The 24,494-nt window shown below is 61.9% G+C and carries 27 protein-coding genes; 13 read left to right on the top strand and 14 right to left on the bottom strand.

Features of this window, described 5'->3' with window-relative positions; all coding sequences use genetic code 11:
- Positions 1-255 precede the first annotated feature (255 nt).
- The gene (locus ACIQ3Q_RS11660; RefSeq protein ID WP_396269246.1) at positions 256-1,155 is read left to right on the top strand and encodes a zinc metalloprotease; all 900 of its coding nucleotides are present in this window, start codon (positions 256-258) and stop codon (positions 1,153-1,155) included.
- 60 nt (positions 1,156-1,215) lie between these two features.
- Here the strand turns inward: ACIQ3Q_RS11660 and ACIQ3Q_RS11655 are convergent, their stop codons facing one another.
- Positions 1,216-2,505: a branched-chain amino acid ABC transporter substrate-binding protein gene (locus ACIQ3Q_RS11655; RefSeq protein WP_396269245.1), complete on the bottom strand. Its 1,290-nt coding sequence runs from the start codon at positions 2,503-2,505 to the stop codon at positions 1,216-1,218.
- 109 nt (positions 2,506-2,614) lie between these two features.
- A complete protein-coding gene (gene tsaD / locus ACIQ3Q_RS11650; RefSeq protein ID WP_396269244.1) occupies positions 2,615-3,661 on the bottom strand; it encodes a tRNA (adenosine(37)-N6)-threonylcarbamoyltransferase complex transferase subunit TsaD in 1,047 nt (348 codons plus the stop codon).
- A 175-nt stretch (positions 3,662-3,836) separates the two neighbouring features.
- Here tsaD and ACIQ3Q_RS11645 point away from each other — a divergent pair, with 175 nt between their 5' ends.
- Positions 3,837-4,112 (top strand): hypothetical protein, encoded by a 276-nt coding sequence (locus ACIQ3Q_RS11645; RefSeq protein WP_396269243.1) that lies wholly within the window; start codon positions 3,837-3,839, stop codon positions 4,110-4,112.
- 18 nt (positions 4,113-4,130) lie between these two features.
- On the opposite strand, the gene fdx is transcribed toward ACIQ3Q_RS11645, so the two are convergent.
- From fdx to uvrB, 8 genes are all read right to left on the bottom strand, one after another.
- On the bottom strand, positions 4,131-4,469 hold the full coding sequence (fdx, locus tag ACIQ3Q_RS11640) for an ISC system 2Fe-2S type ferredoxin (protein WP_396269242.1): 339 nt from the start codon (positions 4,467-4,469) through the stop codon (positions 4,131-4,133).
- A 13-nt stretch (positions 4,470-4,482) separates the two neighbouring features.
- On the bottom strand, positions 4,483-6,351 hold the full coding sequence (gene hscA, locus ACIQ3Q_RS11635; protein WP_396269241.1) for a Fe-S protein assembly chaperone HscA: 1,869 nt from the start codon (positions 6,349-6,351) through the stop codon (positions 4,483-4,485).
- Positions 6,352-6,357: 6 nt separating this feature from the next.
- The gene (hscB, locus tag ACIQ3Q_RS11630; RefSeq protein WP_396269240.1) at positions 6,358-6,876 is read right to left on the bottom strand and encodes a Fe-S protein assembly co-chaperone HscB; all 519 of its coding nucleotides are present in this window, start codon (positions 6,874-6,876) and stop codon (positions 6,358-6,360) included.
- A 58-nt stretch (positions 6,877-6,934) separates the two neighbouring features.
- Positions 6,935-7,258 carry an iron-sulfur cluster assembly protein IscA gene (iscA, locus tag ACIQ3Q_RS11625; RefSeq protein ID WP_396269239.1) on the bottom strand — a complete coding sequence of 108 codons (324 nt, stop codon included), beginning with the start codon at positions 7,256-7,258 and terminating at the stop codon, positions 6,935-6,937.
- A gap of 5 nt (positions 7,259-7,263) precedes the next feature.
- Positions 7,264-7,659 carry a Fe-S cluster assembly scaffold IscU gene (iscU, locus tag ACIQ3Q_RS11620; RefSeq protein WP_396269238.1) on the bottom strand — a complete coding sequence of 132 codons (396 nt, stop codon included), beginning with the start codon at positions 7,657-7,659 and terminating at the stop codon, positions 7,264-7,266.
- Between the two features lie 15 nt (positions 7,660-7,674).
- Positions 7,675-8,895: an IscS subfamily cysteine desulfurase gene (locus ACIQ3Q_RS11615; protein WP_396269251.1), complete on the bottom strand. Its 1,221-nt coding sequence runs from the start codon at positions 8,893-8,895 to the stop codon at positions 7,675-7,677.
- A 52-nt stretch (positions 8,896-8,947) separates the two neighbouring features.
- Positions 8,948-9,481: a Fe-S cluster assembly transcriptional regulator IscR gene (iscR, locus tag ACIQ3Q_RS11610; protein ID WP_396269237.1), complete on the bottom strand. Its 534-nt coding sequence runs from the start codon at positions 9,479-9,481 to the stop codon at positions 8,948-8,950.
- Between the two features lie 219 nt (positions 9,482-9,700).
- On the bottom strand, positions 9,701-11,827 hold the full coding sequence (gene uvrB / locus ACIQ3Q_RS11605; protein WP_396269236.1) for an excinuclease ABC subunit UvrB: 2,127 nt from the start codon (positions 11,825-11,827) through the stop codon (positions 9,701-9,703).
- A 134-nt stretch (positions 11,828-11,961) separates the two neighbouring features.
- On the opposite strand from uvrB, the gene ACIQ3Q_RS11600 reads away from it, so the two are divergent.
- From ACIQ3Q_RS11600 to ACIQ3Q_RS11565, 8 genes are all read left to right on the top strand, one after another.
- Positions 11,962-13,158 carry an amino acid aminotransferase gene (locus tag ACIQ3Q_RS11600; protein ID WP_396269235.1) on the top strand — a complete coding sequence of 399 codons (1,197 nt, stop codon included), beginning with the start codon at positions 11,962-11,964 and terminating at the stop codon, positions 13,156-13,158.
- Between the two features lie 265 nt (positions 13,159-13,423).
- Positions 13,424-14,923 (top strand): polyhydroxyalkanoate depolymerase, encoded by a 1,500-nt coding sequence (locus ACIQ3Q_RS11595; protein WP_396269234.1) that lies wholly within the window; start codon positions 13,424-13,426, stop codon positions 14,921-14,923.
- Positions 14,924-14,980: 57 nt separating this feature from the next.
- Positions 14,981-15,682: an electron transport complex subunit RsxB gene (gene rsxB, locus ACIQ3Q_RS11590; RefSeq protein WP_396269233.1), complete on the top strand. Its 702-nt coding sequence runs from the start codon at positions 14,981-14,983 to the stop codon at positions 15,680-15,682.
- Positions 15,679-16,317, top strand: coding sequence for an endonuclease III (gene nth / locus ACIQ3Q_RS11585; RefSeq protein ID WP_396269232.1), 639 nt, complete (start codon positions 15,679-15,681; stop codon positions 16,315-16,317). The genes rsxB and nth overlap by 4 nt, the downstream gene beginning before the upstream one ends.
- A 76-nt stretch (positions 16,318-16,393) precedes the next feature.
- Positions 16,394-16,873: a hypothetical protein gene (locus ACIQ3Q_RS11580; protein ID WP_396269231.1), complete on the top strand. Its 480-nt coding sequence runs from the start codon at positions 16,394-16,396 to the stop codon at positions 16,871-16,873.
- Positions 16,851-17,249, top strand: coding sequence for a hypothetical protein (locus ACIQ3Q_RS11575; protein WP_396269230.1), 399 nt, complete (start codon positions 16,851-16,853; stop codon positions 17,247-17,249). Before ACIQ3Q_RS11580 ends, ACIQ3Q_RS11575 begins: the two co-directional genes overlap by 23 nt.
- A 76-nt stretch (positions 17,250-17,325) precedes the next feature.
- Positions 17,326-18,333: a D-2-hydroxyacid dehydrogenase family protein gene (locus ACIQ3Q_RS11570; protein ID WP_396269229.1), complete on the top strand. Its 1,008-nt coding sequence runs from the start codon at positions 17,326-17,328 to the stop codon at positions 18,331-18,333.
- Positions 18,333-19,526, top strand: coding sequence for an MFS transporter (locus ACIQ3Q_RS11565; protein ID WP_396269228.1), 1,194 nt, complete (start codon positions 18,333-18,335; stop codon positions 19,524-19,526). Before ACIQ3Q_RS11570 ends, ACIQ3Q_RS11565 begins: the two co-directional genes overlap by 1 nt.
- A 3-nt stretch (positions 19,527-19,529) precedes the next feature.
- Here ACIQ3Q_RS11565 and ACIQ3Q_RS11560 read toward each other — a convergent pair whose 3' ends face one another.
- Genes ACIQ3Q_RS11560 through ACIQ3Q_RS11545 form a run of 4 tightly spaced genes read right to left on the bottom strand, consistent with a single transcriptional unit; the run spans position 19,530 to position 22,117 of the window.
- The gene (locus tag ACIQ3Q_RS11560) at positions 19,530-19,871 is read right to left on the bottom strand and encodes a hypothetical protein (RefSeq protein WP_396269250.1); all 342 of its coding nucleotides are present in this window, start codon (positions 19,869-19,871) and stop codon (positions 19,530-19,532) included.
- Between the two features lie 2 nt (positions 19,872-19,873).
- The gene (upp, locus tag ACIQ3Q_RS11555; protein WP_396269227.1) at positions 19,874-20,515 is read right to left on the bottom strand and encodes a uracil phosphoribosyltransferase; all 642 of its coding nucleotides are present in this window, start codon (positions 20,513-20,515) and stop codon (positions 19,874-19,876) included.
- Between the two features lie 39 nt (positions 20,516-20,554).
- Positions 20,555-21,301 carry a 23S rRNA (guanosine(2251)-2'-O)-methyltransferase RlmB gene (gene rlmB, locus ACIQ3Q_RS11550; protein WP_396269226.1) on the bottom strand — a complete coding sequence of 249 codons (747 nt, stop codon included), beginning with the start codon at positions 21,299-21,301 and terminating at the stop codon, positions 20,555-20,557.
- 51 nt (positions 21,302-21,352) lie between these two features.
- Entirely contained in the window at positions 21,353-22,117 is a 765-nt protein-coding gene (locus ACIQ3Q_RS11545) for a heparan-alpha-glucosaminide N-acetyltransferase (protein WP_396269225.1), read from the bottom strand.
- Positions 22,118-22,175: 58 nt separating this feature from the next.
- On the opposite strand from ACIQ3Q_RS11545, the gene ACIQ3Q_RS11540 reads away from it, so the two are divergent.
- The 3 genes from ACIQ3Q_RS11540 (at position 22,176) to ACIQ3Q_RS11530 (ending at position 24,433) form a co-directional block, all read left to right on the top strand.
- Positions 22,176-22,664 carry a thioesterase family protein gene (locus ACIQ3Q_RS11540; RefSeq protein ID WP_396269224.1) on the top strand — a complete coding sequence of 163 codons (489 nt, stop codon included), beginning with the start codon at positions 22,176-22,178 and terminating at the stop codon, positions 22,662-22,664.
- A 150-nt stretch (positions 22,665-22,814) separates the two neighbouring features.
- Complete coding sequence (locus tag ACIQ3Q_RS11535; protein WP_396269223.1) at positions 22,815-23,615, top strand: hypothetical protein; 801 nt, start codon at positions 22,815-22,817, stop codon at positions 23,613-23,615.
- 14 nt (positions 23,616-23,629) lie between these two features.
- The gene (locus tag ACIQ3Q_RS11530; protein WP_396269222.1) at positions 23,630-24,433 is read left to right on the top strand and encodes a hypothetical protein; all 804 of its coding nucleotides are present in this window, start codon (positions 23,630-23,632) and stop codon (positions 24,431-24,433) included.
- Positions 24,434-24,494 lie beyond the last annotated feature (61 nt).

Genomic DNA, 24,494 nt, shown 5'->3' with positions numbered 1-24,494 from the left:
TGAACAGGCTCTCGGTGAAGGTGTCGGCGCCGCGCATAGGTCTCTCTCAGATCGAGATGCTCACATTGTCCTCGCTGCGCCTCGCTCGACCATCACAACCGGTCGGTATTTCAGCAGCCTGCTAGGGTGTGGGTGTGGCGGTAGTTTCCCGGCCCCTTTGGCAGACATACCGCACTAAAGTCTTTCGTGCTGAAAGTGCGTCAATCACCCTGCGGGTGGTCGGCACCGATAAACCTCACATTTTGAGTTCGACCCATGAATCAGTTTTCCAGCAAGCTCTGCACGGTGATGGTGGCTGTCGCCGCCCTGGCCTCAGCCTCCACCGCTTTCGCGGCCAAAGATGATGTTCTAAGTCACCGCTGCCACACCGTGGCCCCCGAGCCGGCCGAGCGTGCCGCGATTGACGAGCGTCTCAGCGCTTTCCGCAATATGCGCATGGCACGCGGTGCCGAAGTACAGCGTGCCATCGGCAGCGTCACCATCCCGGTGTGGTTCCATGTCATTCGCAGTGGCACGGGTTTGGCAAAGGGCGACATTCCTCAGTCGCAGATCGACGACCAGATCGCCGTACTGAATGCGGCCTATTCCAGCACGCCATTCGTCTTCCAACTGGCCGGTGTGGATCGCACCACTAACAAGGCTTGGTTCAAGATGTCGCCTGGCAGCAAGGCAGAGAAGGCCGCCAAGGCAGCCCTTCGCAAGGGCGGTCCTGAAACCCTGAACCTGTACTCTGCAAACCCAGGTTTGGGTCTGTTGGGCTGGGCCACATTCCCCAGCAGCTACGCCGGTGCGCCAGTCGACGATGGCGTGGTGCTGAAGTTCTCCAGCGTTCCCGGCGGCACTGCAGCCCCCTATAACGAAGGTGATACTGGCACCCACGAAGTGGGTCATTGGTTGGGTCTGTATCACACCTTCCAAGGTGGGTGCGCCACGCCTGGCGACTCGGTGACTGACACTGCGGCAGAGAAGTCGGCAGCCTACGGCTGCCCAGTCGGTCGTGACACCTGCACCGGTGCTGGCCTGGACCCCATCACCAACTTCATGGACTACACCGACGACAGCTGCATGAACCAGTTCACAGCCGGTCAGGTCACTCGCATGGACCAGATGCATCAACAGTACCGCACACCCGCACTGCGCCTGAGCAGCCGCTGATCCCTCTCAGGTTTTCGGCCTGAGCAAGCCGCCCCACATCAGTCGGGCGGCTTTTTTTCGTCAGGCTGCAGGCCGCACCATGCGGCAGGTGCTGGGCATGCTCAGCTCGGCAGCTTCAAAGCGGCGCACGCTGCGAAACCCGAAGCCTGACCCTTCCACATCAAAGGCCACACCTTCTTTGCCCGCTTTGTCCATCACGCTGACATAAAGCGGTTGCTGCAACTGGTGGTCTTGCATGCGCATCACACCCGAATGAATGCCACCCAAGGCGCGTCCGTCGTAGCTCATGCCCTCTAGCGCTCGAGCCACCGCTCCAGCCTTTGTGCTTCGCGCCTTCTCCATCGCCGCCACGACCATTTCCACCGCAGACTGCAAGCGAGCATGCAAATAGTCGTCCTTGGGGTCGGGGAAGCGCTGTCGGAACTGCTTCACAAAGTTATCTGATGCTTTACCGCCAGCATTGGGGTGCCACTCCGCCACCGCCATGACCGAGCCCACGCCGGCTTCACCAATGGCGGCAGGCACACCCAGCGCATTGCCATAGAAGGTGTAGAACTTCACCTGCAAGCCCAGGTCTCGCACCGCCTTGACCAACAGGGTCAGGTCATTGCCCCAGTTGCCCGTGACCACGGCTTGCGCGCCACTGGCGCGAATCTTGTTGGCATAGGGCAGAAAGTCCTTCACCCGGCCCATGGGGTGCAACTCTTCCCCGACGATCTCGATGTCCGGACGCTTCGCCGCCAACATGGCGCGCGCCTGCTTCACCACATGCTGACCAAAACTGTAGTCCTGGCCGATCAGGTAGACCTTCTGCGTGCGGGTGTCGCTCTTCATTACCTCGGTCAGCGCTGCCAATCGCATATCGGCATGGGCGTCAAAGCGGAAGTGCCAAAAGCTGCAGCGCTCATTGGTGAGCGCAGGCTCCACGGCCGAGTAGTTTAGAAACAAAGCCCTGCGACTGGGCTCCCGCTCGTTGTGCTTGTTCAGCGCGTCAATCAAGGCCCCGGCAATGGCCGAGCTATTGCCCTGCAAGATGACGGAGATGCGCTGATCGGTGGCGCCTTTGAGTTGCGCCAAGGCTTCGTCGGTGTTGCCTTTGCTGTCAAACCGGACCAAGTTCAGCGGCCTGTTGCCGCCGGGCAAGCGCACGCCACCACGGGCATTGACACGCTCGGTCGCCCACAGCAGGTTGCGCCAAACAGCCTCACCAGCGTTGGCGAACGGGCCAGAGAGCCCCTCGATCAAAGCGAGGCGGATAGGGTCAGTGCTGGCGGTCGCCCAACTCGGCAAAGCCAAGCCTGCGGCTGCAGCGGCCAAACAAGAGCGTCGAGAAACTGAAGTACGGTTCATGTCAAAACTAGCTAGCCTCAAAACAAAATGCCGCTGACTCCGCAGCGGCACCCTTGGCGAGTATTCTAGAAGTGCGCAGCGCCGCTCTGTGCGCATGCCCCCACAACGCTCAGGTCGTGGCCATGAGCACATCACTCAGCGGCCAGCGGGGCTTGACATCAAAGCCATAGTCGGACTTCAAGGTGGCAAGGCCCGCATCCAAGCGCATGGCCGCCGCCATGGCAATCATGGCACCGTTGTCCGTGCACAAGGCGAGCTCTGGATAGTGCACCTGCCAGCCGCGCTTCTGGGCCGCTGCATTCAACTGGAGTCGAAGCTCCGAATTGGCGCCCACACCACCTGCCACCACCAGCCGGGTCAAGCCCGCCGCCTTCACGGCCCGAACGGCCTTGGTCACCAATACTTCAACAATCGCAGCTTGAGTGCTAGCGGCCAAGTCGGCACGCTGTTGCAGCGTCGGATCATCTCCCAAGCGCTTGAGGGTGGTCATGACCGCCGTTTTCAAGCCTGCGAACGAAAAGTCTGCATTCCGCTGATGCAACAAGGGTCTGGGCAGCTCAAACGCAGCCGGGTCGCCTTGGGTGGCCAAGCGTGCCAGCGCTGGCCCCCCAGGGTAGCCCAAACCGAGCAGTTTGGCCGACTTGTCAAAGGCCTCGCCCGCCGCATCATCGATGGTCTCGCCCAACAGGCTGTACTGCCCTACCCCATCGACCCGCATAAGTTGCGTGTGGCCACCGGACACCAACAAGGCTACAAATGGAAAGCGAGGTGGATCTGCCGACAAAAACGGTGACAGCAGATGCCCCTCCAAGTGATGAATCCCGATCGTCGGTTTGCCCAAGGCAGCCGCCAATGCACAGGCTGCGCCAGCGCCCACCAGCAAAGCGCCCGCCAAGCCCGGCCCGCGGGTGAAGGCCACAACATCCACCTCCGATAGGGCGATCTGCGCCTGCGTCAGCGCCTGTCGGGCCAGCGGAATGACGCGACGAATGTGGTCGCGCGAGGCCAGCTCCGGCACCACGCCGCCATAGGCTTCGTGCATCTTGACCTGGCTATAGAGGGCGTCGCCCAACAAGCGTGGCAAGCCATCGGCTTGCTGGGCCACTACGGCCACACCTGTCTCATCACAAGAGGACTCAATTCCCAGAACAATCATGCAGCCTCCATGCGGCACTCACGGCTACCGCTGCGCCTATGCTTTGGAACAAATGGTCACGATCAAGCAGGACTTCCCCAAGCGCTATTGAGCCGTTCAGAGGATATGCTCTGCACGACGAGGTCAGCAACAGAACCTCGCGCAGTCACAGAAATACCTAGGGATCGTTGGGACCATGAATGAGTTTAAGTTGACCGCTTGGCCAGATTTGCCTGCGGCATTCCGGCAGATCGGCTACAGGCGCATGCTGAGTGACCTCTCGCAGCGCCACATCACCGAGGCAGAGCTCGTGCGCGGCAGTGGCCTGTCGCGTCATGAAGTGCGCGCCTTGCTTAGTTTTCTCAAAGACAAGCACCTGCTCGACGCGCGGCCCTGCCACCGCACCGAAACCCGCTGGCCCCGCCCCACGCTCGCGCGCTTGCGCCAATGGTGGCGGGTGGTGCGCGCCTGAACGCGCACAGCCCTTCGCTCAGTGGCGCTCTCGGGCGTGGTTGATCGTGTACTTAGGAATCTCGATCAACACATCAGCAGAGCTCAAGATGGCTTGACACGCGAGCCGTGAGGTGGGCGTCAAGCCCCAGGCCTTGTCGAGCAGATCTTCCTCAATCTCATCGATCTCGCCCAGAGAGTTCAAACCCTCTTTGACCACCACATGGCAAGTGGTGCAGGCGCAGCTCATCTCGCAGGCATGCTCAAGGGCAATGCCGTTCTCGACCAAGGCCTCGCAGATAGAGGTTCCAGCAGGTGCTTCAATCTCGTCGCCTTGAGGGCATAAATCAGCGTGGGGCAATATCCTGATGACAGGCATGGGATCAACCTTTTCAGAGGGCGTCCAAACGGCGCCCGGTCAGCGCTGCTTGGATGCCACGGTTCATGCGGGCTGCGGCAAAGGCTTCCGTGCCTATGGCCAGCGCTTCCACCGCATCGTTAATCATTTGGGCGCCGTCTAAGCCTTGGGCTTCAGCCGCAGTGCGGCTCAAGGCCTGCAGCAGCGCCTCGATGGACTGGCGCTCTTGCTCTTCCAGCAAGTCACCATCGGCCGCCAGCGCGGCGCGAGTCGCCAAGGTCATTCGATCCGCCTCTACCGCGGCCTCTCGCAGCGCCCGGGCTTGCATGTCGCCTTCGGCGCTGCTGAAGCCCTCTTTGAGCATGCGGGCAATGTCATCATCTGCCAAGCCATAGCTGGGCTTGACCTGCACAGCCGCCTCCACACCCGAAGTCAGTTCTTTGGCGCTGACACTCAGCAAGCCGTCCGCATCCACTTGGAAAGTCACCCGAATGCGGGCCGCCCCGGCCACCATGGGTGGAATGCCGCGCAGCTCAAAGCGAGCCAAGGAACGGCAATCGCTGATCAGCTCTCGCTCACCCTGCACCACATGCACGGCCATCGCGGTTTGGCCATCTTTGAAGGTGGTGAAGTCTTGCGCCTTCGCGACCGGGATGGTGGTGTTGCGCTCGATCACGCGCTCCACCAAACCGCCCATGGTCTCCAGCCCCAAGGACAGCGGGATCACATCCAGCAGCAGCAGTTCGCCGTTTGTGGCGTTGCCGGCCAAGGCGTTGGCTTGAATGGCTGCGCCAATGGCCACCACCTCATCGGGATTTACATTGGTCAAGGGCGGTCTGCCAAAGAACTGCCCCACCGCAGCCTGTACGGCAGTAAGCCGGGTTGAGCCGCCGACCATGACCACACCCTGAACCTCGTCGCGTTGAACCTTGGCATCGCGCAGCACCTTGCGAACCGCCGCCAAAGTGCGATCCACAAGGGGTTTGGTCAGGCTATCAAAGACCTCTTGGCTCAGGGGCAGGGAGACAGCGCCCGAGGAGAGTACCGCTGTCAGTGTGACGGGTTGCCCGAGACTCAAGGCCTCCTTAGCGGCCCTCGCTGCCACCAACAGCGTGCGCTGATCTTGCGGCGAGTGAATGCTGAGGCCTGCGCTGGCCACAGCCCAGTCGGCTAAGGCATGGTCAAAATCATCACCACCCAAGGATGCATCGCCGCCCGTGGCTACCACCTCAAATACACCCTTAGAGAGACGCAGCAAGGAGATGTCAAATGTGCCGCCGCCCAGGTCATAGACCGCGTAGAGGCCTTCGCTGCCATTGTCCAAGCCGTAAGCCACCGCAGCAGCAGTGGGCTCGTTGATCAGGCGCAGCACATTCAAGCCTGCAAGTTGCGCAGCGTCTTTGGTGGCTTGGCGCTGAGCATCGTCAAAATAGGCCGGCACGGTGATCACCGCGCCATAGATGTCGTCGTTGAAAGTGTCCTCCGCGCGAAAGCGCAGCGTCGCCAGGATCTCTGCGGACACCTCCACCGGCGTCTTCAAGCCTTGGCGAGTATGCAGGGCCAACATGCCTGGCTGGTCGACAAAGGCGTAGGGCAACTTGTCGCGGTGCGCCACGTCTGCCACACGACGACCCATGAAGCGCTTCACCGACACGATGGTGTTTTCAGGGTCTTCGGCTTGCGCAGCGGCAGCTTGCCACCCGATGTGGCGGCCCTGTCCTTCCAGATAGCGGACGACGGAAGGCAGCATCAAGCGCCCTTCCCCATCCGGCAGGCACTCGGCCACACCGTGGCGCAGCGAGGCGACCAGAGAGTTGGTGGTGCCCAAGTCGATGCCCACCGCAATGCGGCGCTGGTGAGGGTCCGGCGCTTGGCCTGGTTCAGAAATCTGCAACAAAGCCATAAGGCATCAAACTTCAAAGGCTTCCAGCCGACGACCCAGGTCGGCACGGAAGCGGTTCACAAACATCAGGGCTCGCACCTGCTGGGCGGCGGCCTGGGCGTCACCTACCTCGTCCAACAGCCGGGCCACATCAGCCAGCACAGCGCGTTCAGCCTGGGTGACGATGTCGTCCAGTGCCTCAACCTCGGCTTGCGTGCTCGCATCATCGAGGGCCTCGCGCCAAGCCATCTGCTGCATCAGGAAGGCGCCCGGCATGGCGGTGTTGCTCTCGGCGTTCACCGCAGCGCCGCGCAGTTCGCACAGGTACTGCGCACGACTTTGCGGGTCACGCAGGCGTTGATACGCTTCATTCACGCGCACCGCCCATTGCATGGCCACCCGCTGCGCCGCCGTTCCCTGGCTGGCAAAGCGGTCAGGGTGCACCTGGGCCTGCAGGGCTCGCCATTGCTGGTCGAGCAGCGCCCTATCAAGCGAAAACTGCTGGGGCAGGCCCAGCAGTGTGAAGTCGTCGTCTTGGAGGTTCATACGCACAAGGCCTTCGCCAGCCCGCACACCATCGCGTGCGGCTGTTCAAGCCACAGGCTCATACCCGGAAAGATTCACCGCAACCGCAACGGTCTTTCTCTCGCGGGTTAAAGAACTTGAAACCTTCATTCAAGCCCTCCCGCACAAAGTCCAGCTCGGTGCCATCCAAATAGGGCAGGCTTTTGGGGTCGATCAAGACCTTCACACCGTGGTCTTCAAAGATCACGTCGTCCGGCGTCACATCGTCGGCGTACTCCAGCTTGTAGGCCAGACCGGAGCAGCCGGTGGTCTTGACGCCCAAGCGCACACCCACGCCCTTGCCACGGCGGGCCAAGTAGCGCGTCACATGCCGTGCCGCTGCTTCAGTCAGGGTGACAGCCATGACGATCAGCTCGCTTGAGTGTTGTGGCGTGACTTGTAGTCGTCCACCGCCGCCTTGATGGCGTCTTCCGCCAAGATCGAGCAATGGATCTTGACCGGCGGCAGAGCCAACTCTTCAGCAATCTGCGTGTTCTTGATCTCCATGGCCTGATCCAAGGACTTGCCTTTAACCCATTCCGTGACCAAAGAGCTGGAGGCAATGGCCGAACCGCAGCCATAGGTCTTGAAACGCGCGTCTTCGATCAAGCCGGTGGTCGGGTTGACCTTGATCTGCAGCTTCATCACGTCGCCACAGGCCGGTGCGCCTACCATGCCGGTGCCCACATCGTCGTCGCCCTTTTCGAAAGCGCCCACATTGCGGGGGTTTTCGTAGTGATCAATCACCTTGTCGCTGTATGCCATGTGTGTTCTCCAAATTCAATGTGCTGCCCACTGGATGGTCGAGAGATCGATCCCATCCTTGTACATATCCCACAGCGGAGACAGCTCACGCAGCTTGGCCACTCGCTCTTTGAGCGTGGCAATGGCGTAGTCAATCTCCTCTTCCGTCGTGAAACGGCCAATCGTCATCCGCAGCGAGGAGTGCGCGAGTTCATCACTCCGACCCAGGGCCCGCAGCACATAGCTGGGCTCCAAGCTGGCCGAGGTGCAGGCCGAGCCCGACGACACCGCCAAACCCTTGACGCCCATGATGAGCGACTCGCCTTCCACGTAGTTGAAGGAGATGTTCAGGTTGTGCGGCACGCGGCGGGTCATATCGCCATTGATAAAGGTCTGCTCGATCTCCGACAGGCCTTTGACCAAACGCCCGTGCAAGGCCTTGATGCGCGCATGCTCGGTCGCCATTTCTTCTTTGGCGATGCGGAAGGCTTCGCCCATGCCAATGCACTGGTGGGTGGGCAAGGTGCCGGAGCGCAGACCGCGCTCGTGCCCGCCGCCATGCATCTGCGCCTCCAGGCGCACCCGCGGTTTGCGGCGTACATAGAGCGCGCCAATGCCCTTAGGACCATAAGTCTTGTGTGAGGCCAAGCTCATTAAGTCGATGGGCAAGGACTTCATGTCGATCTCCACCTTGCCGGTGGCTTGAGCAGCGTCGACATGGAAGATCACCCCTCGCTCGCGACACAACTGCCCCAAGGCGACCACGTCTTGAATGACGCCAATCTCGTTGTTGACGAACATGACCGAGGCCAAGATGGTGTCTGGGCGAATCGCGGCTTTGAAGACCTCAAAGTCCAGCAAGCCATCGGCTTGAACGTCCAGATAGGTGACTTCAAAGCCTTGGCGCTCCAGTTCACGCATGGTGTCGAGCACAGCCTTGTGCTCGGTCTTCACCGTGATCAGGTGCTTTCCCTTGCTGGCATAGAAATGCGCCGCCCCTTTGATAGCCAGGTTGTTGGACTCGGTCGCGCCAGAAGTCCACACAATCTCGCGCGGGTCCGCACCGATCAAGTCCGCCACCTGCTGGCGTGCTTTCTCAACCGCCTCTTCGGCCTCCCAACCCCAGGCGTGGCTGCGCGACGCAGGGTTGCCAAAGTGCTCGCGCAACCACGGCACCATCACGTCAACAACGCGAGGGTCCACCGGCGTGGTGGCACCGTAATCCATGTAGATGGGGAAATGCGGGGTCATGTCCATAGCAAAGCTCGCCACAGCGGGCACTCAAAGGGCCGAGCCAGGCAAAAAGGAGTTACTTAGAAAATGCGTTGCCTAAGGCAAACACCGAGTTGGGCGCCGTGATCTTGATAGGCTTAACCACGGGCGCCGAGGAAATCGCTCGCTTCAGCGGTGTCTCTTCAATCGACACGCCTTTAGCGAGTTGGTCGTCCACCAGCTTGCGCAGGGTGATGGAATCGAGATACTCGATCATCTTGGCATTCAGGTTGGACCACAATTCATGGGTCATGCAGCGGCCCGCATCGTCACCCATGCAGTTTTCTTTACCGCCGCAACCGGTGGCGTCGATGGGCTCGTCCACAGCCACAATGATGTCGGCCACGCTGATTTCGTCAGCCTTGCGGCCCAAAGAGTAGCCGCCGCCAGGGCCGCGGGTGCTCTCCACCAATTCATGGCGGCGCAGCTTGCCGAACAATTGCTCGAGATAGGACAGCGAGATTTGCTGGCGCTGGCTGATAGCCGCCAAGGCCACAGGCCCATTGTTGGAGCGCAAAGCCAAGTCAATCATGGCCGTGACCGCGAAGCGGCCTTTGGTCGTCAAACGCATGAAACTCTCCTGTCTAAGGTCAGCACGATGCTGGCCGGTGCCCCACTGGCACCTGACGCCAGATCCACGGTGGTGGGCTTCATCACACCGATCTGTCAGCCGGTAGGCCGACATCATCCGGAAAAACCCTTGAGTTATCCCGACTGATTTGGTCGATTATAGGGGAAGCCGAGTCTTTTAGTCGTGTATCTGGCTTAAAAGTTCCGTGCGATTTGAAATTCACCGTCCGGCTTGTCTTTTTTGGACCTCGGACAGCGGGATCACCTGGGCGTCGTGGCCGCCGCCCGCCCCAAAAGCCTGCTCGCGCAACTGCGCCAATTGGTCGCGAATGCGGGCGGCCTTTTCGAACTCCAAGGCCCGCGCGCACTCCAGCATTTGCTTTTCCAAGGTCTTGATACGCTTGCTGAGATCCTTCTCGCTCAAGATCTCGATATCAGCGGCCTGCTGCGCCAGTCTAAGGTCATCCTGGCCAGACTTCTCCGCCACCACGCCGTCGATCATCTCGATCACGCGCTTACGGATGCCCTGCGGCACGATCCCCAGCTCCGCGTTGTGAGCAATCTGTTTGGCACGACGCCGCTCGGTCTCAGACATCGCCTTGCGCATAGACTCGGTGATGCGGTCGGCATACAGAATGGCGCGCCCGTTCACGTTGCGCGCCGCTCGGCCAATGGTCTGAATGAGACTTCGCTCCGCCCGCAAAAAACCTTCTTTGTCAGCATCCAAGATGGCCACCAGCGCCACTTCCGGGATGTCCAGGCCTTCTCTCAGCAAGTTGATGCCCACCAACACATCAAAGTGTCCCAAGCGCAGGTCGCGGATGATCTCCACCCGCTCCACGGTGTCGATGTCTGAGTGCAGGTAGCGCACCTTGACGCCGTTCTCTGTCAGATAGTCGGTGAGCTGCTCGGACATTCTCTTGGTGAGGGTGGTGATGAGCACGCGCTCGCCCGCCTCCACGCCGTGGCGAATCTCTTGCAGCACGTCATCCACCTGGTGGGTCGCGGGCCGCACCTCAACCACCGGGTCCAGCAGCCCAGTCGGCCGCACCACCTGCTCAACCACCTGCCCGGCATGGGTCTTTTCGTAGTCCGCTGGCGTGGCTGAGACAAAAATGCACTGCCGCATGCGCCGCTCAAACTCTTCAAACTTCAGCGGGCGGTTGTCCATGGCGCTGGGCAGCCGAAAGCCGTAGTCCACCAGCGTGGATTTGCGCGCGCGGTCGCCGTTGTACATGCCACCAAACTGGCCAATGGTCACGTGGCTCTCGTCGATGAACATCAGCGCATCGGCGGGCATGTAGTCCACCATGGTCGGGGGCGGGTCGCCGGGCGTAGCACCGGAGAGGTGCCTGGTGTAGTTTTCAATGCCCTTGCAGTGCCCCACTTCTTGCAGCATCTCAATGTCAAACCGGGTGCGCTGCTCAATGCGCTGGGCTTCGACCAGCTTGCCTTCCTTCACATAGAAGTCCACCCGCTCGCGCAACTCCGTCTTGATGCCTTCAAGGGCCGCCAACACCCGCTCGCGTGGCGTGACGTAATGGCTGGCCGGGTAGATGGTGAAGCGCGGCACCTTCTGCCGCACCTGCCCCGTGAGCGGGTCCAGCAGCGATAAGGTCTCGACATCGTCATCAAAGAGTTCGATGCGCACTGCCAACTCAGAATGTTCCGCCGGAAACACGTCGATGGTGTCTCCCCGCACGCGGAAGGAGCCGCGCGAAAAATCAATGTCGTTGCGGGTGTATTGCATGCGCGTGAGCTGTGCAATCACGTCGCGCTGGCCGATCTTGTCGCCCACCCGCAAGATGAAGCGCATCTGCGTGTAGTCCTCCGGCTTGCCAATGCCGTAGATGGCGCTGACGGACGCCACCACAATCGTGTCGCGCCGCTCCAGCACGCTCTTGGTGGCGGAAAGCCGCATCTGCTCGATGTGCTCATTGATGGCCGAGTCTTTTTCAATGAACAAGTCGCGCTGCGGCACATAGGCCTCGGGCTGGTAGTAGTCGTAGTAGCTGACGAAATACTCCACTGCATTCTTGGGAAAGAACTCGCGGAACTCGGCATACAACTGCGCGGCCAAAGTCTTGTTGTGCGCAAAGATGATGGCCGGGCGCCCCATGCGGGCAATCACATTGGCCATGGTGAAGGTCTTGCCCGAGCCCGTCACACCCAGCAAGGTTTGAAAGGCCAAGCCGTCGTTCAAGCCCTCCACCAAGCCAGCAATCGCCGCCGGTTGGTCGCCTGCAGGTTGATAGGCGCAAAACAGCTCAAAAGGCGAATCGGGAAAGCTCACAAACTCGCCTGCGGGGTATTCCACATCGGGCACGGCGGCCACGGCATCTGACATCGGGTATTCCCTGAAACTCTGCGTAAAATCGCGCGGCTTGACCCGGCTGGGGCCAAGCGAACCTGACAGCGTAGCGCATCTCAGCGGTGCCTGCGTGCCCTCTTTGCAGTCCCCCTGATACACAGGACCCTCCCATGTCGCTCTTCGCCGCCGTCGAAATGGCCCCTCGTGACCCTATTCTTGGGCTCAACGAACAATTCAATGCCGACACCAACCCTGCCAAGGTCAACCTGGGCGTGGGCGTGTATACCGACGAAAACGGCAAGTTGCCACTGCTGGCTTGCGTTAAGGCCGCTGAACAGCAACTGATCGAAGCCGCACGTGCCCGTGGTTATTTGCCCATCGACGGCATTGCCGCCTACGACAAGGCCGTACAAGGCTTGGTCTTTGGAGAGGCCAGCCCGCTGCTGGCCGCAGGCCGTGTGGCCACCGTCCAGGCTTTGGGCGGCACCGGCGGCCTGAAGGTCGGCGCCGACTTCCTCAAAAAGGTCAACCCCAGCGCCAAGGTGCTGATCAGTGACCCCTCCTGGGAAAACCACCGTGCCTTGTTCACCAACGCCGGCTTCACGGTGGAAACCTATCCCTACTACGACGCCAACAAACGCGGCGTGAACTTCGACGCCATGCTGGCCTGCTTGAACAGCGCCGCCGCAGGCACCGTGGTGGTGCTGCACGCTTGCTGCCACAACCCGACGGGTTACGACATTAGCGCCGCTCAATGGGAGCAAGTGATTGCGGCTGTGAAGGCACGCAACTTGGTGGCCTTCCTCGACATGGCCTACCAAGGCTTTGGTGATGGCATTGCCGAAGACGGCGCAGTGATTGCCAAGTTTGTGGCTGCCGACATCGACTTCTTTGTCTCGACCTCCTTCTCCAAGAGCTTCTCGCTGTACGGCGAGCGCGTCGGCGCCTTGAGCGTGGTGTGTTCCTCCAAGGACGAAACCGCTCGAGTGCTGAGCCAGTTGAAGATCGCCATCCGCACCAACTACTCCAACCCGCCGACCCATGGTGCCCAAGTCGTGGCCACGGTGTTGACCACGCCCGCCCTGCGCGCCCAGTGGGAGCAAGAGCTGGCTGGCATGCTCAACCGCATCAAGGCCATGCGAGGCGCCTTGGTGGAACAGCTCAAAGCAGCGGGTGTGACGTCCGACATGAGCTTCATCACCACCCAGCGCGGCATGTTCAGCTATTCGGGCTTGAGCAAGCCTCAAATGGAGCGTCTGCGCAACGAGTTTGGCGTCTATGGTGTCGATTCCGGGCGCATCTGCGTGGCTGCTTTGAATGAAAAGAACATTCGCTACGTGACAGAATCCATCGCCAAGGTGCTTTGAAGCAGCTTAGGCACTGCCCTCTAAGAAAGGCCCTTCACGGGCCTTTTTTGTTTTGTGACAGCCACTTACCCCTCATTTCAGGCTTTAAGGTCCATGCTGAATGTGCATGATGCTGTGGAATGCACTGATGTCGAACCACCATGTTGCAGTGCACAATTCAATGCTTAGCCCGTGCAGCGCTGCCTTGTCAGGCTGGCATCAGCCACCCCTTGGCATCATTGCTGTGTGGACTTGATCGTCATCAAGCCAATTTAGGAGCCCCTTCATGCTGTATCAGCTCTATGAGACGCAACGTGCTCTGATGGCACCGTTCTCTGAATTCGCCAGCGCCTCGGCGAAGCTTTACAGCCACCCGCTGTCTCCCTTCACCCATACCCCCATGGCGCAGCGCGTCTCGGCGGGCCTGGATTTGATGCACCGCTTGGCCAAGGACTACGAGAAGCCCGAGTTCGGCATCAAAACCGTGAAGGTCAACGGCACCGATGTGGCCGTTCAGGAACAGGTCGCCATTGACAAGCCGTTCTGCCGCCTGATCCGCTTCAAGCGTTTCACCGACGAAACGGAAGCCCTGTCCACCATGAAGAACCAGCCCAAGGTGCTGTTGGTGGCGCCGCTGTCGGGCCACCACTCCACCTTGTTGCGCGACACCGTGCGCAGCCTGCTGCAAGACCACAAGGTCTACATCACCGACTGGACCGACGCCCGCATGGTGCCCACTGAAGTGGGGCCCTTCCACCTCAATGACTACGTCCGCTATGTACAGGAGTTCATCCGCCACATCGGCCCCGAAGTCAATGTGATCTCGGTCTGCCAGCCCACCGTGCCGGTGCTGGCCGCCATCTCGCTGCTGGCTACCCACGGCGAGTTCACCCCCCGCACCATGACCATGATGGGCGGCCCCATTGATGCCCGTAAGTCGCCTACGGCGGTCAATAACTTGGCGATGAACAAGAGCCACAGCTGGTTCGAGAACAACGTCATCTACCGCGTGCCGCCCAACTTCCCGGGCGCCGGTCGTGCCGTGTACCCCGGCTTCTTGCAGCACACCGGCTTCGTGGCCATGAACCCCGACCGCCACCTGAGCTCGCACTACGATTACTTCTTGGACTTGATCCGCGGCGACGACGGCAGTGCCGACTCGCACCGCGAGTTCTACGACGAGTACAACGCCGTGCTGGACATGCCTGCCGAGTACTACCTGGAAACTATCAAGGCCGTCTTCCAAGACTTCGCCTTGGTCAATGGCACCTGGGAAGTCGACGGCACGTTTGTGCGCCCGCAAGACATCAAAACCTCCGCCTTGCTGACCGTTGAAGGCGAGTTGGACGACATTTCGGGCGCCGGCCAAACCAAGGCTGCGCACGGTCTGTGCACCGGCATTCCGGCCGAACGCCAGTTTCACTATGACGTTGTTGGCGCTGGCCACTATGGCATTTTCTCGGGCCGCCGCTGGCGCGAGAAGGTTTACCCTGAAGTGCGCGCCTTCATCGCAGCCAACAACCCACAGGCTGTAGAGCCCGCCCCCGTTGTCGCACCGGTGGTGGAAGCTACCGCCGTAGCAGTGGCAGCGCCCGCACCGAGCCCTGCGCCCAAGGCGAAGGCGGCTGCGCCGGCCCGCAAGCCTGCCGCCAAGGCAGCCACGCCAGCGGCCAAGCCCAAGCAAAAGCCCACCGCCAAAGCAGCAGCGCCCACGCCGCAGCCGGAACCTGCAGCCACGGTCGCGGCACCAGCCCGCAAGGCAGCGCCCCGCAAAACGCGCGGCTGACCCTAGACCCGTGAGGGTTCACCTGCCGAGGGCATCTCGGCAGGGATAATCGGGCGGGTGAACCCCGCCCTTTCTTTTTCTGTCGAGGCACTGGCACAAGCGCTGGATGCCGCCCTCCCCCAAACACAGTGCACCCGCTGTGGCTACCCGGACTGCCACAGCTACGCCCAGGCGATGGCACAGGGCGAGGCGCCTATCAACCAGTGCCCGCCAGGCGGTGCGGAAGGCATCATTCGCCTCGCTGCGCTCTGCCAAAAGCCTGTGCTGCCGCTCAACTCTGAGCATGGCCTGGAGAAGCCCCGGGCCGTGGCCGTGATCGACGAGAACTGGTGCATCGGTTGCACCTTGTGTATCAAGGCCTGCCCGGTGGATTGCATCGTCGGGGCCTCCAAGCGCATGCACACCGTGGTGGAAAAAGACTGCACCGGCTGCGAGCTGTGCGTGCCGGCCTGCCCTGTGGACTGCATCAGCATGCAGCCCGTGACGGGCGACGCCACCGGCTGGGCCGCCTGGAGCCCCGAGCAGGCCGAGCAGGCCCGCCAGCGCTATGCCTTCCACCAAATGCGGGTCGAGCGCGAAAAGCGCGAGAACGACGAGCGCCTGGCTGCCAAGGCCGCCCACAAGCTGACCGACCTGGAAAATCAAACCCTGCACACCGACCCGTCGGTGATTGAGCGCAAGCGGGCCATCATCGAAGCGGCCTTGGCCCGGGCCCGAGCGCAGCGTGGCCCTGCAGCCGATGAAGAAGGCGCCTCATGAACGCCCAGCAGATCGAAACCTTTTTCTCCACCTTGCAGGCCGCCAACCCGCAGCCGGAGACTGAGCTTCAGTTCACCAATGTGTTCGAACTGCTGGCCGCTGTGCTGCTCTCGGCCCAAGCGACGGACGTCAGCGTCAACAAGGCCACCCGAAGCCTGTTTGCCAAGGCGCCCACCCCCCAAAAAATGTGGGACCTGGGTGTGGCCGAGGTCGAGCATCACATCAAGACCATCGGCCTGTTTCGTACCAAGGCCAAAAATCTGGTCGAGACCAGCCGATTGTTGGTGACTCAACATGGCGGCCAAGTGCCCCACAGCCGCGAAGCCTTGGAGGCCCTGCCCGGTGTGGGCCGCAAAACGGCCAACGTCGTACTGAACGTCGCCTTTGGCGAGGCGACCATGGCGGTGGACACCCACATTTTTCGGGTCGGCAACCGCACGGGACTGGCCCCCGGCCGCAACCCACGCGAGGTGGAAGAGGCCCTGCTGGCGCGCATCCCTGCGGCCTACTTGGTGGACGCCCACCATTGGCTGATCTTGCATGGCCGCTATGTCTGCCAAGCGCGCAGCCCACAGTGCGCCGCTTGCAAGGTGTCGGCCTGCTGTGATTTCGAGCCCAAGACACAGGCCCGCTGAGGCCTTCGGGAAACTGGCGGCTCAGGTGTGCGCTTTTCACGGCTTACAGAATTAAAGGCGCGCCAACAATGAGCCCATGTTCAGCACGCCGCCGCCCAAGAGAAGCGCCAAGCCCGCCCCCCGTTGGTGGGATGCGTGGCTACGCAAGCGCAGCCCTCGCGACGCACGGCCCTCGCGGCTAGAGGTCAAGCCACCTGCCCTGTGGGGACAAGCCGAGCCGGTCTGGCTGGCCCTTTGGCACTGGCTGCGCGAGGACCCTTCGAGCGAGCCCATGGAGACGCCCCGGCTCGAGCTGGCGCGCCAAGACTTTTGTACCGCGCTAAACGACTTTCGCAGCGAGGACGCTGAGGACTTGCTCTACCGCGCCAAGCATGCACGCTCCTTGCGCGAGCTTTGGCATCTGCGCGCCGAGCTCTATCACCTGATTGCTTGCCGCTTCAACCAACATGAGGCGGATCGCCGCATGGCCACCGTCAACCAGCACTTCCCCGTCGGCACGCCCGGCGGCCGCCCCTTCACGACACGAGACGCCCATGGACATGACCACCTCGCATGACAACGCCGCCAACCATGGCTGGGGCTTGCCGCAAGACCGAGCGGCGCAACTCGCGGCGCGTCAGGCCTTTGTGGCCATGAAGCGCCTTTTCATAGACGCCGTCGCGCCATTGGGTGACGGCAAAGGCGAATGGCTGCGCCGACAAGTGCGCTTGGCCAATGACCCGATCGACCTGTGGGTGCTGCGCGGTCCTGTGATTGCCGCCTTGCGCGTGGATGAGCAAGACACCCGAGCCTTACGCGCCCAGCTCTATCGCGGACTCGACACCATTTTCCCTGAAGCCTTTGGGCTCGACGGCCCCGTGACCATGCCTCCGCCGATGGACAACTTCGCAGATTGGCCGCACGCAGCGTCAGAGCTGCGGGCAGCAGCTTGAAATCGAGCTTGATGCGGCTGTCAAGTCGCATTCTTCCTGTCGAATGAAGCTGTGACACAGTGCACAATTCACCACTGTGAACATCATCATCCTCGACGACTATCAGGACGCCGTTCGCAAGCTGCCTTGCGCGGCGCGGCTCAATGACCTCAATGCCAAGGTGTTCACCAACACCGTGAAGGGCTTGGGCCAGTTGTCGGTGCGGCTCAAAGACGCCGAAATTTTGGTCACCATCCGCGAGCGCACGGCGTTCAATCGCCAGCTTCTTGAAAAGCTGCCCCGGCTCAAGCTGATCTCCCAAACCGGGCGCGTGGGCAACCACATTGATGTGGAGGCCTGCACCCGCTTAGGGATCGCCGTGGCCGAAGGCGGTGGCTCACCGTATGCACCCGCCGAGCTGACTTGGGCTTTGATCATGGCCTCCATGCGTCGCCTGCCGCAGTACATCGGCAACCTGAAGCATGGCGCCTGGCAGCAATCTGGCCTGAAAGCAGCCTCTATGCCACCCAACTTCGGCTTGGGCATGCAACTGCGGGGCAGAACTCTCGGGGTCTGGGGCTACGGCAAGATTGGCAGCATCGTGGCGGGCTATGGCAAAGCCTTTGGCATGGAGGTCAAGGTCTGGGCCAGTGCGGACAGCCGCCAGCGGGCACGACAAGACGGCTACGCTGTGTTTGATTCTCGCGATGAGCTGTTTGAATGCAGCGATGTGCTCACCGTTCACCTGCGCTTGGCCGACAAAACCCGCCATCTCGTCACGCTGCAAGACCTGGGCAAGATGAAGCCCACGTCTCTGTTCGTCAACACCTCACGGGCCGAACTGGTGGAAGAAACCGCCTTGGTCGCAGCCCTCAACCGTGGCCGGCCCGGCATGGCCGCAGTGGATGTCTTCGAAAGCGAGCCCATCCTCCAAGGCCACCCCTTGCTGCGCCTGGAAAACGCGGTGTGCACACCGCACATCGGCTATGTCGAGCAAGCCGGCTACGAGCAGTACTTCAGCACCGCCTTTGACAATGTGCTGAACTTCATCGCAGGCACACCCAGCAACATCGTCAACCCGGACGCGCTGAAGGTTCACCGCTGATGACGCAGGGCTCGCCCCAAGCGGTGGGCTCGTCTGCGCGCTGGGCACTGCTGTTTGGCAACTTTGCCATCGGCTGTGGGGTGATGGTGGTGGGGGGCTCGCTGAACGACCTGACGCGGTCGCTCCAGGTCAGCGTAGCAGCGGCCGGCCAGTTGATCACCGTGGCCGCCGTGATGATGTGCCTCGGGGCACCGATCCTCGCTGCAGCCCTCACCCGCTGGGATCGCCGCAAGCTGCTGGCGCTGGCACTGGCTTGGTACGCGGCAGGCCATGCACTGTGCGCCCTGATGCCGGACTACGCCGCACTGATGCCCCTGCGCGCCCTCACGGTGCTCTCGGCCGCCGTGTTCACACCGCAAGCAGGCGCGGCCATGGGCTGGCTGGCACCGCCAGAGCAGCGCGGGCGTGCCATTACATTTGTGTTCCTGGGCTGGTCCGTGGCTTCGGTGGTGGGCATGCCATTGCACTCCTACATTGGCGAGACCTTGGGGTGGCGCTATGCCTTCGGCTTGGTGGCCGTGCTGGCGGCTTTTGGGGCTGCCTGGGTGTGGCAAGCCTTGCCCGATGGCATTCGGCCCCCACCCATGAACCGGCAAGCTTGGCGCGAGGTGTTCTCGCACCCGCGCCTGATGCGCATCGTGGCCGTCACTGCGCTGGCCGGTGCGGGCCAGTTCACGCTGTTCGCCTATGTTGCGCCCTATCTGCGCCAAGGACTGAACGCCGAGGCCTCAGAGATCAGCTTGGTGTTCGCCTGCTTTGGCAGCCTGGGCTTGATTGGCAACCTGTGGCTCAGCCAGCGCGTCGACAAACTAGGCGCCGCCCGGGCCGTGGGCTGGCTGCTAGCCCTGCAATGCCTTTCCATGGCGCTATGGCCGCTGGGCAGCTCGGTGGCGGTGCTCTTGTTGGTGGTCGTGCCCTGGGCACTGGCAGGCTTTGCCTGCACCTCGGCCCAACAAGCCCGCTTGGCGACCGCCGCACCGGCGTTGGCCCCAGCCCTGCTGGCCATGAACACTTCGGCCATTTACCTGGGTCAGGCCCTTGGCGCAGCGGGTGGTGGGCTGGTCATGACCGCCAACATGGCGGCAGGGCGCGGGACCTTCATGGGCCTGAGCGTGCTCGCCCTGGCCTGGACCTTGGTCGCGCTGTGGCTCAGCCACAGGGTGCGGCAAGAAGGCCTGCGCGCCAAGGCTTGAAGATCAACTCGGGTTATCGAAGAACACGTAATGGGTGTACTCGCCAATCTCAAAGTACACCCGCTTCTCACCCGCATCGGCTTGGCCATTGAGGTTGGTGTCCATCACCCCATAGCCGTATCGATAGGCCCGGGGTACGTTGTCGGTGGTGCCCAAGCCCGTAGAGAGCTTATCGATCTTCAAGAAGCGCTTGATCACTTTGTCACCGGCATACACCTCCAAGACGCCGTCCGTGCCGGTCCAGTTCTGGATGTCGCGCTTGATTTGGTTTTGTTGCTCCTGGGTGCAGGCCGTCAACAAACCCAGCCCCAGAACTGCGGCGCACACCGCACCCGCCTTGATCATGCTCACAGGGAACCCTCGTCCTTGGTGCCAAAAATCTTGTCGCCAGCATCACCCAGGCCCGGGATGATGTAGCCCAACTCGTTCAGATGACTGTCAATGGCCGCCGTCCAGCAGCGCACATCGGGGTGGGCCGCCTGCAGGGCCGCCACGCCCTCCGGGGCCGCCACCAGCACCAAGGCGCGCACATCTTTGCAGCCTCGGCGCTTAAGTAAGTCGACAGTCGCGATCATGGAGCCCGCCGTCGCCAACATGGGGTCGATGATGAGGGCGGTGCGCTCCTCCAAGTGGCCCACAAAGCGCTCGAAGTAGTGCTCGGGCTGCAAGGTTTCATGGTTGCGTGACAGGCCCACCACACTCACCTTGGCGTTCGGGATCATGTCCAGCACGCCGTCGAGCATGCCCAGGCCGGCACGCAAGATGGGCACCACCGTGACCTTGCGCCCGGCAATTTGCTCGACCTCTGCGGGGCCGCTCCAGCAATTGATGGTGACAGGGGCCAGCGGAAAGTCCGCCGTGGCTTCATAGGCCAGCAGTCGAGCCAGCTCGCCGGTCAACTCGCGAAACTTTTTGGTGGAGATATCTGCTTCGCGTAGCAAGCCCACTTTGTGGCGCACAAGCGGGTGGTTCACGGCAATCACAGGCATGGTGGTCTCTTCAAAGTCAAATCAATTGCAGTTGAACGCTCAGCCTTTGCGCTGGCGACGCGCTTCATACAAGCAGATGGCGGCGGCCACCGACACATTCAGGCTCTCCACCGCCCCCGCCATGGGAATGGAGATCAGCTGGTCGCAAGTCTTGCGGGTCAGCTGGCGCATGCCTGGGCCTTCGGCGCCCAACACAATGGCCACCGGCCCGGTGAAGTCCACGTCCCACAGCGTGTGTTCGGCATCGTCACTCGTACCGATGATGCGAATGCCGCGCTCCTTCATCTCGTTGAGGCTGCGGGCCAGATTGGTCACCATCAGGTAGGGCACGGTCTCTGCCGCGCCCGAGGCCACTTTGGCGACCGTGGCGTTCAGGCCCACTGCATGGTCTTTGGGAGCGATGACGGCATGCGCGCCCGCGCCATCGGCCACCCGCAAGCAGGCGCCCAGGTTGTGGGGGTCCGTCACGCCATCCAGGGCCAGCACCAGCGGTGGGTCTTCCTGCAAGGCTTCGACGTCTTCCAGCACTTCGTCCAGAGAGTGCCGCTGCGCCAAGGGCTTGACCCGCGCCACCACGCCCTGATGGCGGGGGCTGCCCGCCAGCTTGCTCAGGCGGCTGTCGTCGCTGTCAATCGCTTTAGCGCCAGCCTCTTCGCAGCGCTCTAAAAAACCGCGCATACGGGCATCACGGCGCTCGTCGTCGAAATGCACTTCGATGATGGACTCCGGCGCCGTCTTCAGACGCACCGTGACGGCATGAAAGCCGAACAGAACTTTGTTGGACATAAAGGGCAATCGCGACGAGCGCGTCAAAAACATTTCAAAAGTGCAGCGAGCCTAACAGCAAGCCAGGGCCAGGGCGATCAAGCCGATCAAGATCGGCTGGTGCAGCATGTAAAAACTCAAGGACCAGCGGCCAAGCACGGCCAAAGGATGGGCCCAGCGCGGCAGCGGCCCCGCCCACGCCTGGGGCTGCTGCCGCTGCAGATAGAGGCCCAGCGCCAAACCCCAGAGCATCACGCCCAGCCAAGGGAACACCGGCACATAGTCTTGCGTCACGGGCAGGCGGGTCACCAAGCCGGTCCAATTGCCCCAGCGGCCATTCAGGGCCTCTACAGCCACCCACTGGGGCAAGGCCAGCGCCAAGGCGCCCAGCCCAAGCAGACCCAGTGGCCCCAACTTGCGCAGCAAGGGCCAGCACACACGCAACAGCAAGATCATCACCGCCAAGCCGTGCAGCACGCCAAAGTGGATCCAGCTTTGCGGAAACATCCAGGCCGACCCCGCCGACACCAGCAGCGCACACCCCGCCACTTGGCCCCAACGCCGCCAAAAGCGCGCCCATGACTGGCCGGCCTGCAAGGCCACAGCCTGACCCATGCCCGCACACAGCAAGAACATCGAGACGATGGTCGTGCGCTGCCAGGTCCAAAAGGGGTCGCTCAGAAACTGCTGCGGCGGGTTCAACAAGCCCTTCTGGTTCAGGTCGAAGCAAAAGTGAAACACGGCCATCCACACCACCGCCGCGCCGCGCAAGGCGTCTAAGCGGTCGAAACGCTGGGCTACAGGCAAGGAGGTGGAAGGCAGGTCATGCATGCGCATGACCTGGAAGATACCGCATGAATGCTCATGGACCTGACACTGCGGCTATGCTCTGCCCATGACTGCCAGCCCTCCCCCCCGCCGATCTGACGCCGAGCAAGTCCGCCTGGACAGTGCGCTCAAAGACCTGTTTGAGCAGCGCATCACCTTCAATCAAACCTTGGGCCTCTCGGTGGAGAGCTTGGCCGCCACCGGCCCCACGGCCCGCATCACCATGCGGCCAGAGTTGGTGGGGCACTTCCTCTACGGTCGCTTGCATGGCGGCGTGATCTCCGCCACCTTGGACGCCATGGGGGGCTTGGCCCTGATGGTGGCGATTGGCGAAAAACACCCCGACGAGAACGCCGAGCAGATCATGCATCGCTTTGCCCGCATGGGCACCATTGACCTGCGGGTGGACTTCCTGCGTCAAGGTATCGGCCAGCACTTCATCGCCTCGGCTGAAGTCACCCGCCTGGGCGGCCGGGTGGGTTCCACCCAAATGCGGCTGGTCAACGACGCCGGTGTTCTGATCGCCACCGGGGCCGCTGCCTATATGGTGAGCTGACGTCGGGCTGTCGACTTCCTCCTTAATGTTTGCGATGCGTCGCGCCTGAACAAGGCCCACCATTGCGGCTGCATGCTCAGGCATGGCCTCAGCAGTTCTCGGGTCTGCATGGGGCCGGGCATGCACAGTGCCCCGACACCTGGAGGAAGCATGAAGTCTTTGATTCTGATCAGCGCGGCCACGGCCGCGGTGCTCTGCAGCAGTCCCACCTGGGCGCTGGAGAGCTTTGCCTCTTACGACAAATTCAATGCCGCGCCCATAGACGCCAGCAAGTGGGCCAGCTTTGAGCGCGTTCGTAAGGTCAAGGCCGGCACACTCAACCACATCCAGCGGGATTGGGGTGCCACGCAAAGCGATTCGGGCGCGCAAGGCGTGAGTTTTGGCACCAGCATCGCAGACCCAAGCCGCGTCACCCAACTCAAGGCCACGGTCAAGGTGGGCAGCATCGAGGCCATTGGCTGCTCCGCCAACCCCACCGCCAGCTCCGCGCGAGCACGCTTGATCGGGACCTTCTTCAACACAGGCGCACCGACCTCCGGCAGCATGCAAGGTGACGTGCTGGCGCAAGTATGGGTGGGACGTTTCAGCAACAGTGTGGATGCACCGGGCACCCTGCAAGTGGGAGGTGGCGTGTTCGTCTGCCAGAACAGTGACTGCAGTGTGACGACTGCTGTCGGCACCTTCACCAACCTCGGCACCACCACCTTGAACCAGAACGTCACCTTGCAACTGGAGTGGGACAAGGCGGCCAAAACCTTCACGGCCGTACGTGACGGCAGCACCAGCAGCAGCGTCAGCTACACCGTCAGCGACAACATCGCACCGGGCAACAGCTTCAAGCAAGTAGCGACTCGCACGGACATCGCAGCTTGCTTGAGCGGTCCACGGACCACTGCGGCCATCGATGCGACGTTTGACAACGTTGCCGTCAATAAATCTGCCAAGCCCTGAGCCAGGAGTTCGCCATGCGCTTTTTCACGCTTTCTACGCTCTTGCTGGCTGCACTGGCCAGCACACCTAGCGTCGCCGCCGAGACCTATGTCACTTATGACGGCTTTACTGCGGCCAGCGGCACCCTCAGCCCGACCCTGTGGAACCAGATCGAGCTGGGCCGAGAGATCAAGAGCGGCTTTGCCTCGCTGCGCCAGCGCAATCTTGGCCAGCAGATCAGCAACAGCGGCACCTTGAGCATCAACCACAGCCTGCCCTTTGACGAACCCTGGCGCATCACCCAGATGCGCGCGGAAATCACCGTCACCAGTGCGAGCACGCTGGCCTGCGCTGCCAACACCAACCCCACCGAGGCCGCTGCACGCTTGAACGGTTCGTTCTTCAACAATGGTGTCGCTACCCCGGGCAATGCGACCGGCGATGTGGGCGCCCAGCTTCGTGTGGTTCTGCGCAGCAACTCCACGGCCCCGGCAGGCACCTTGCAAGTCGAAGGCCTGGCCTATCGCTGCACCAACCCGGACTGCAGCACCAGCGTGCTGGTCGGCGGCGTCCAGAACTTGGGCACCGTGGCGGTGGGCAGCTTGGTCCGGGCACAAGTGGAGTGGGACCAAGCCAACAAACGCTTCTTGCTGACACGCGACAGCAATCCGGCTGTGGCCATCAGCTACACCGACAGCGACACCTCCGGCCCGGGCAACCCCAGCAAGCTGCTGGGCCTCCGCCAGCAATTGGCCAACTGCTTCAGCGGCCCGCGCACCCAAGCCGACTTGGAAGCGCGCTTTGACAACGTGGCCGTGAACGTTTCAGGCACACCCTGACAGGTCTGACAGCGTCAGCCAAAGACGGCCGTGGATGGGCTACCATCGCGGCCGTCTTTTC

It is taken from the genome of Ideonella sp., assembly GCF_044358605.1.
Lineage (GTDB): Bacteria > Pseudomonadota > Gammaproteobacteria > Burkholderiales > Burkholderiaceae_C > Ideonella.
Note: the sequence above shows the minus strand (reverse complement) of the source record. Positions and strands in the feature narration are given on the sequence as shown.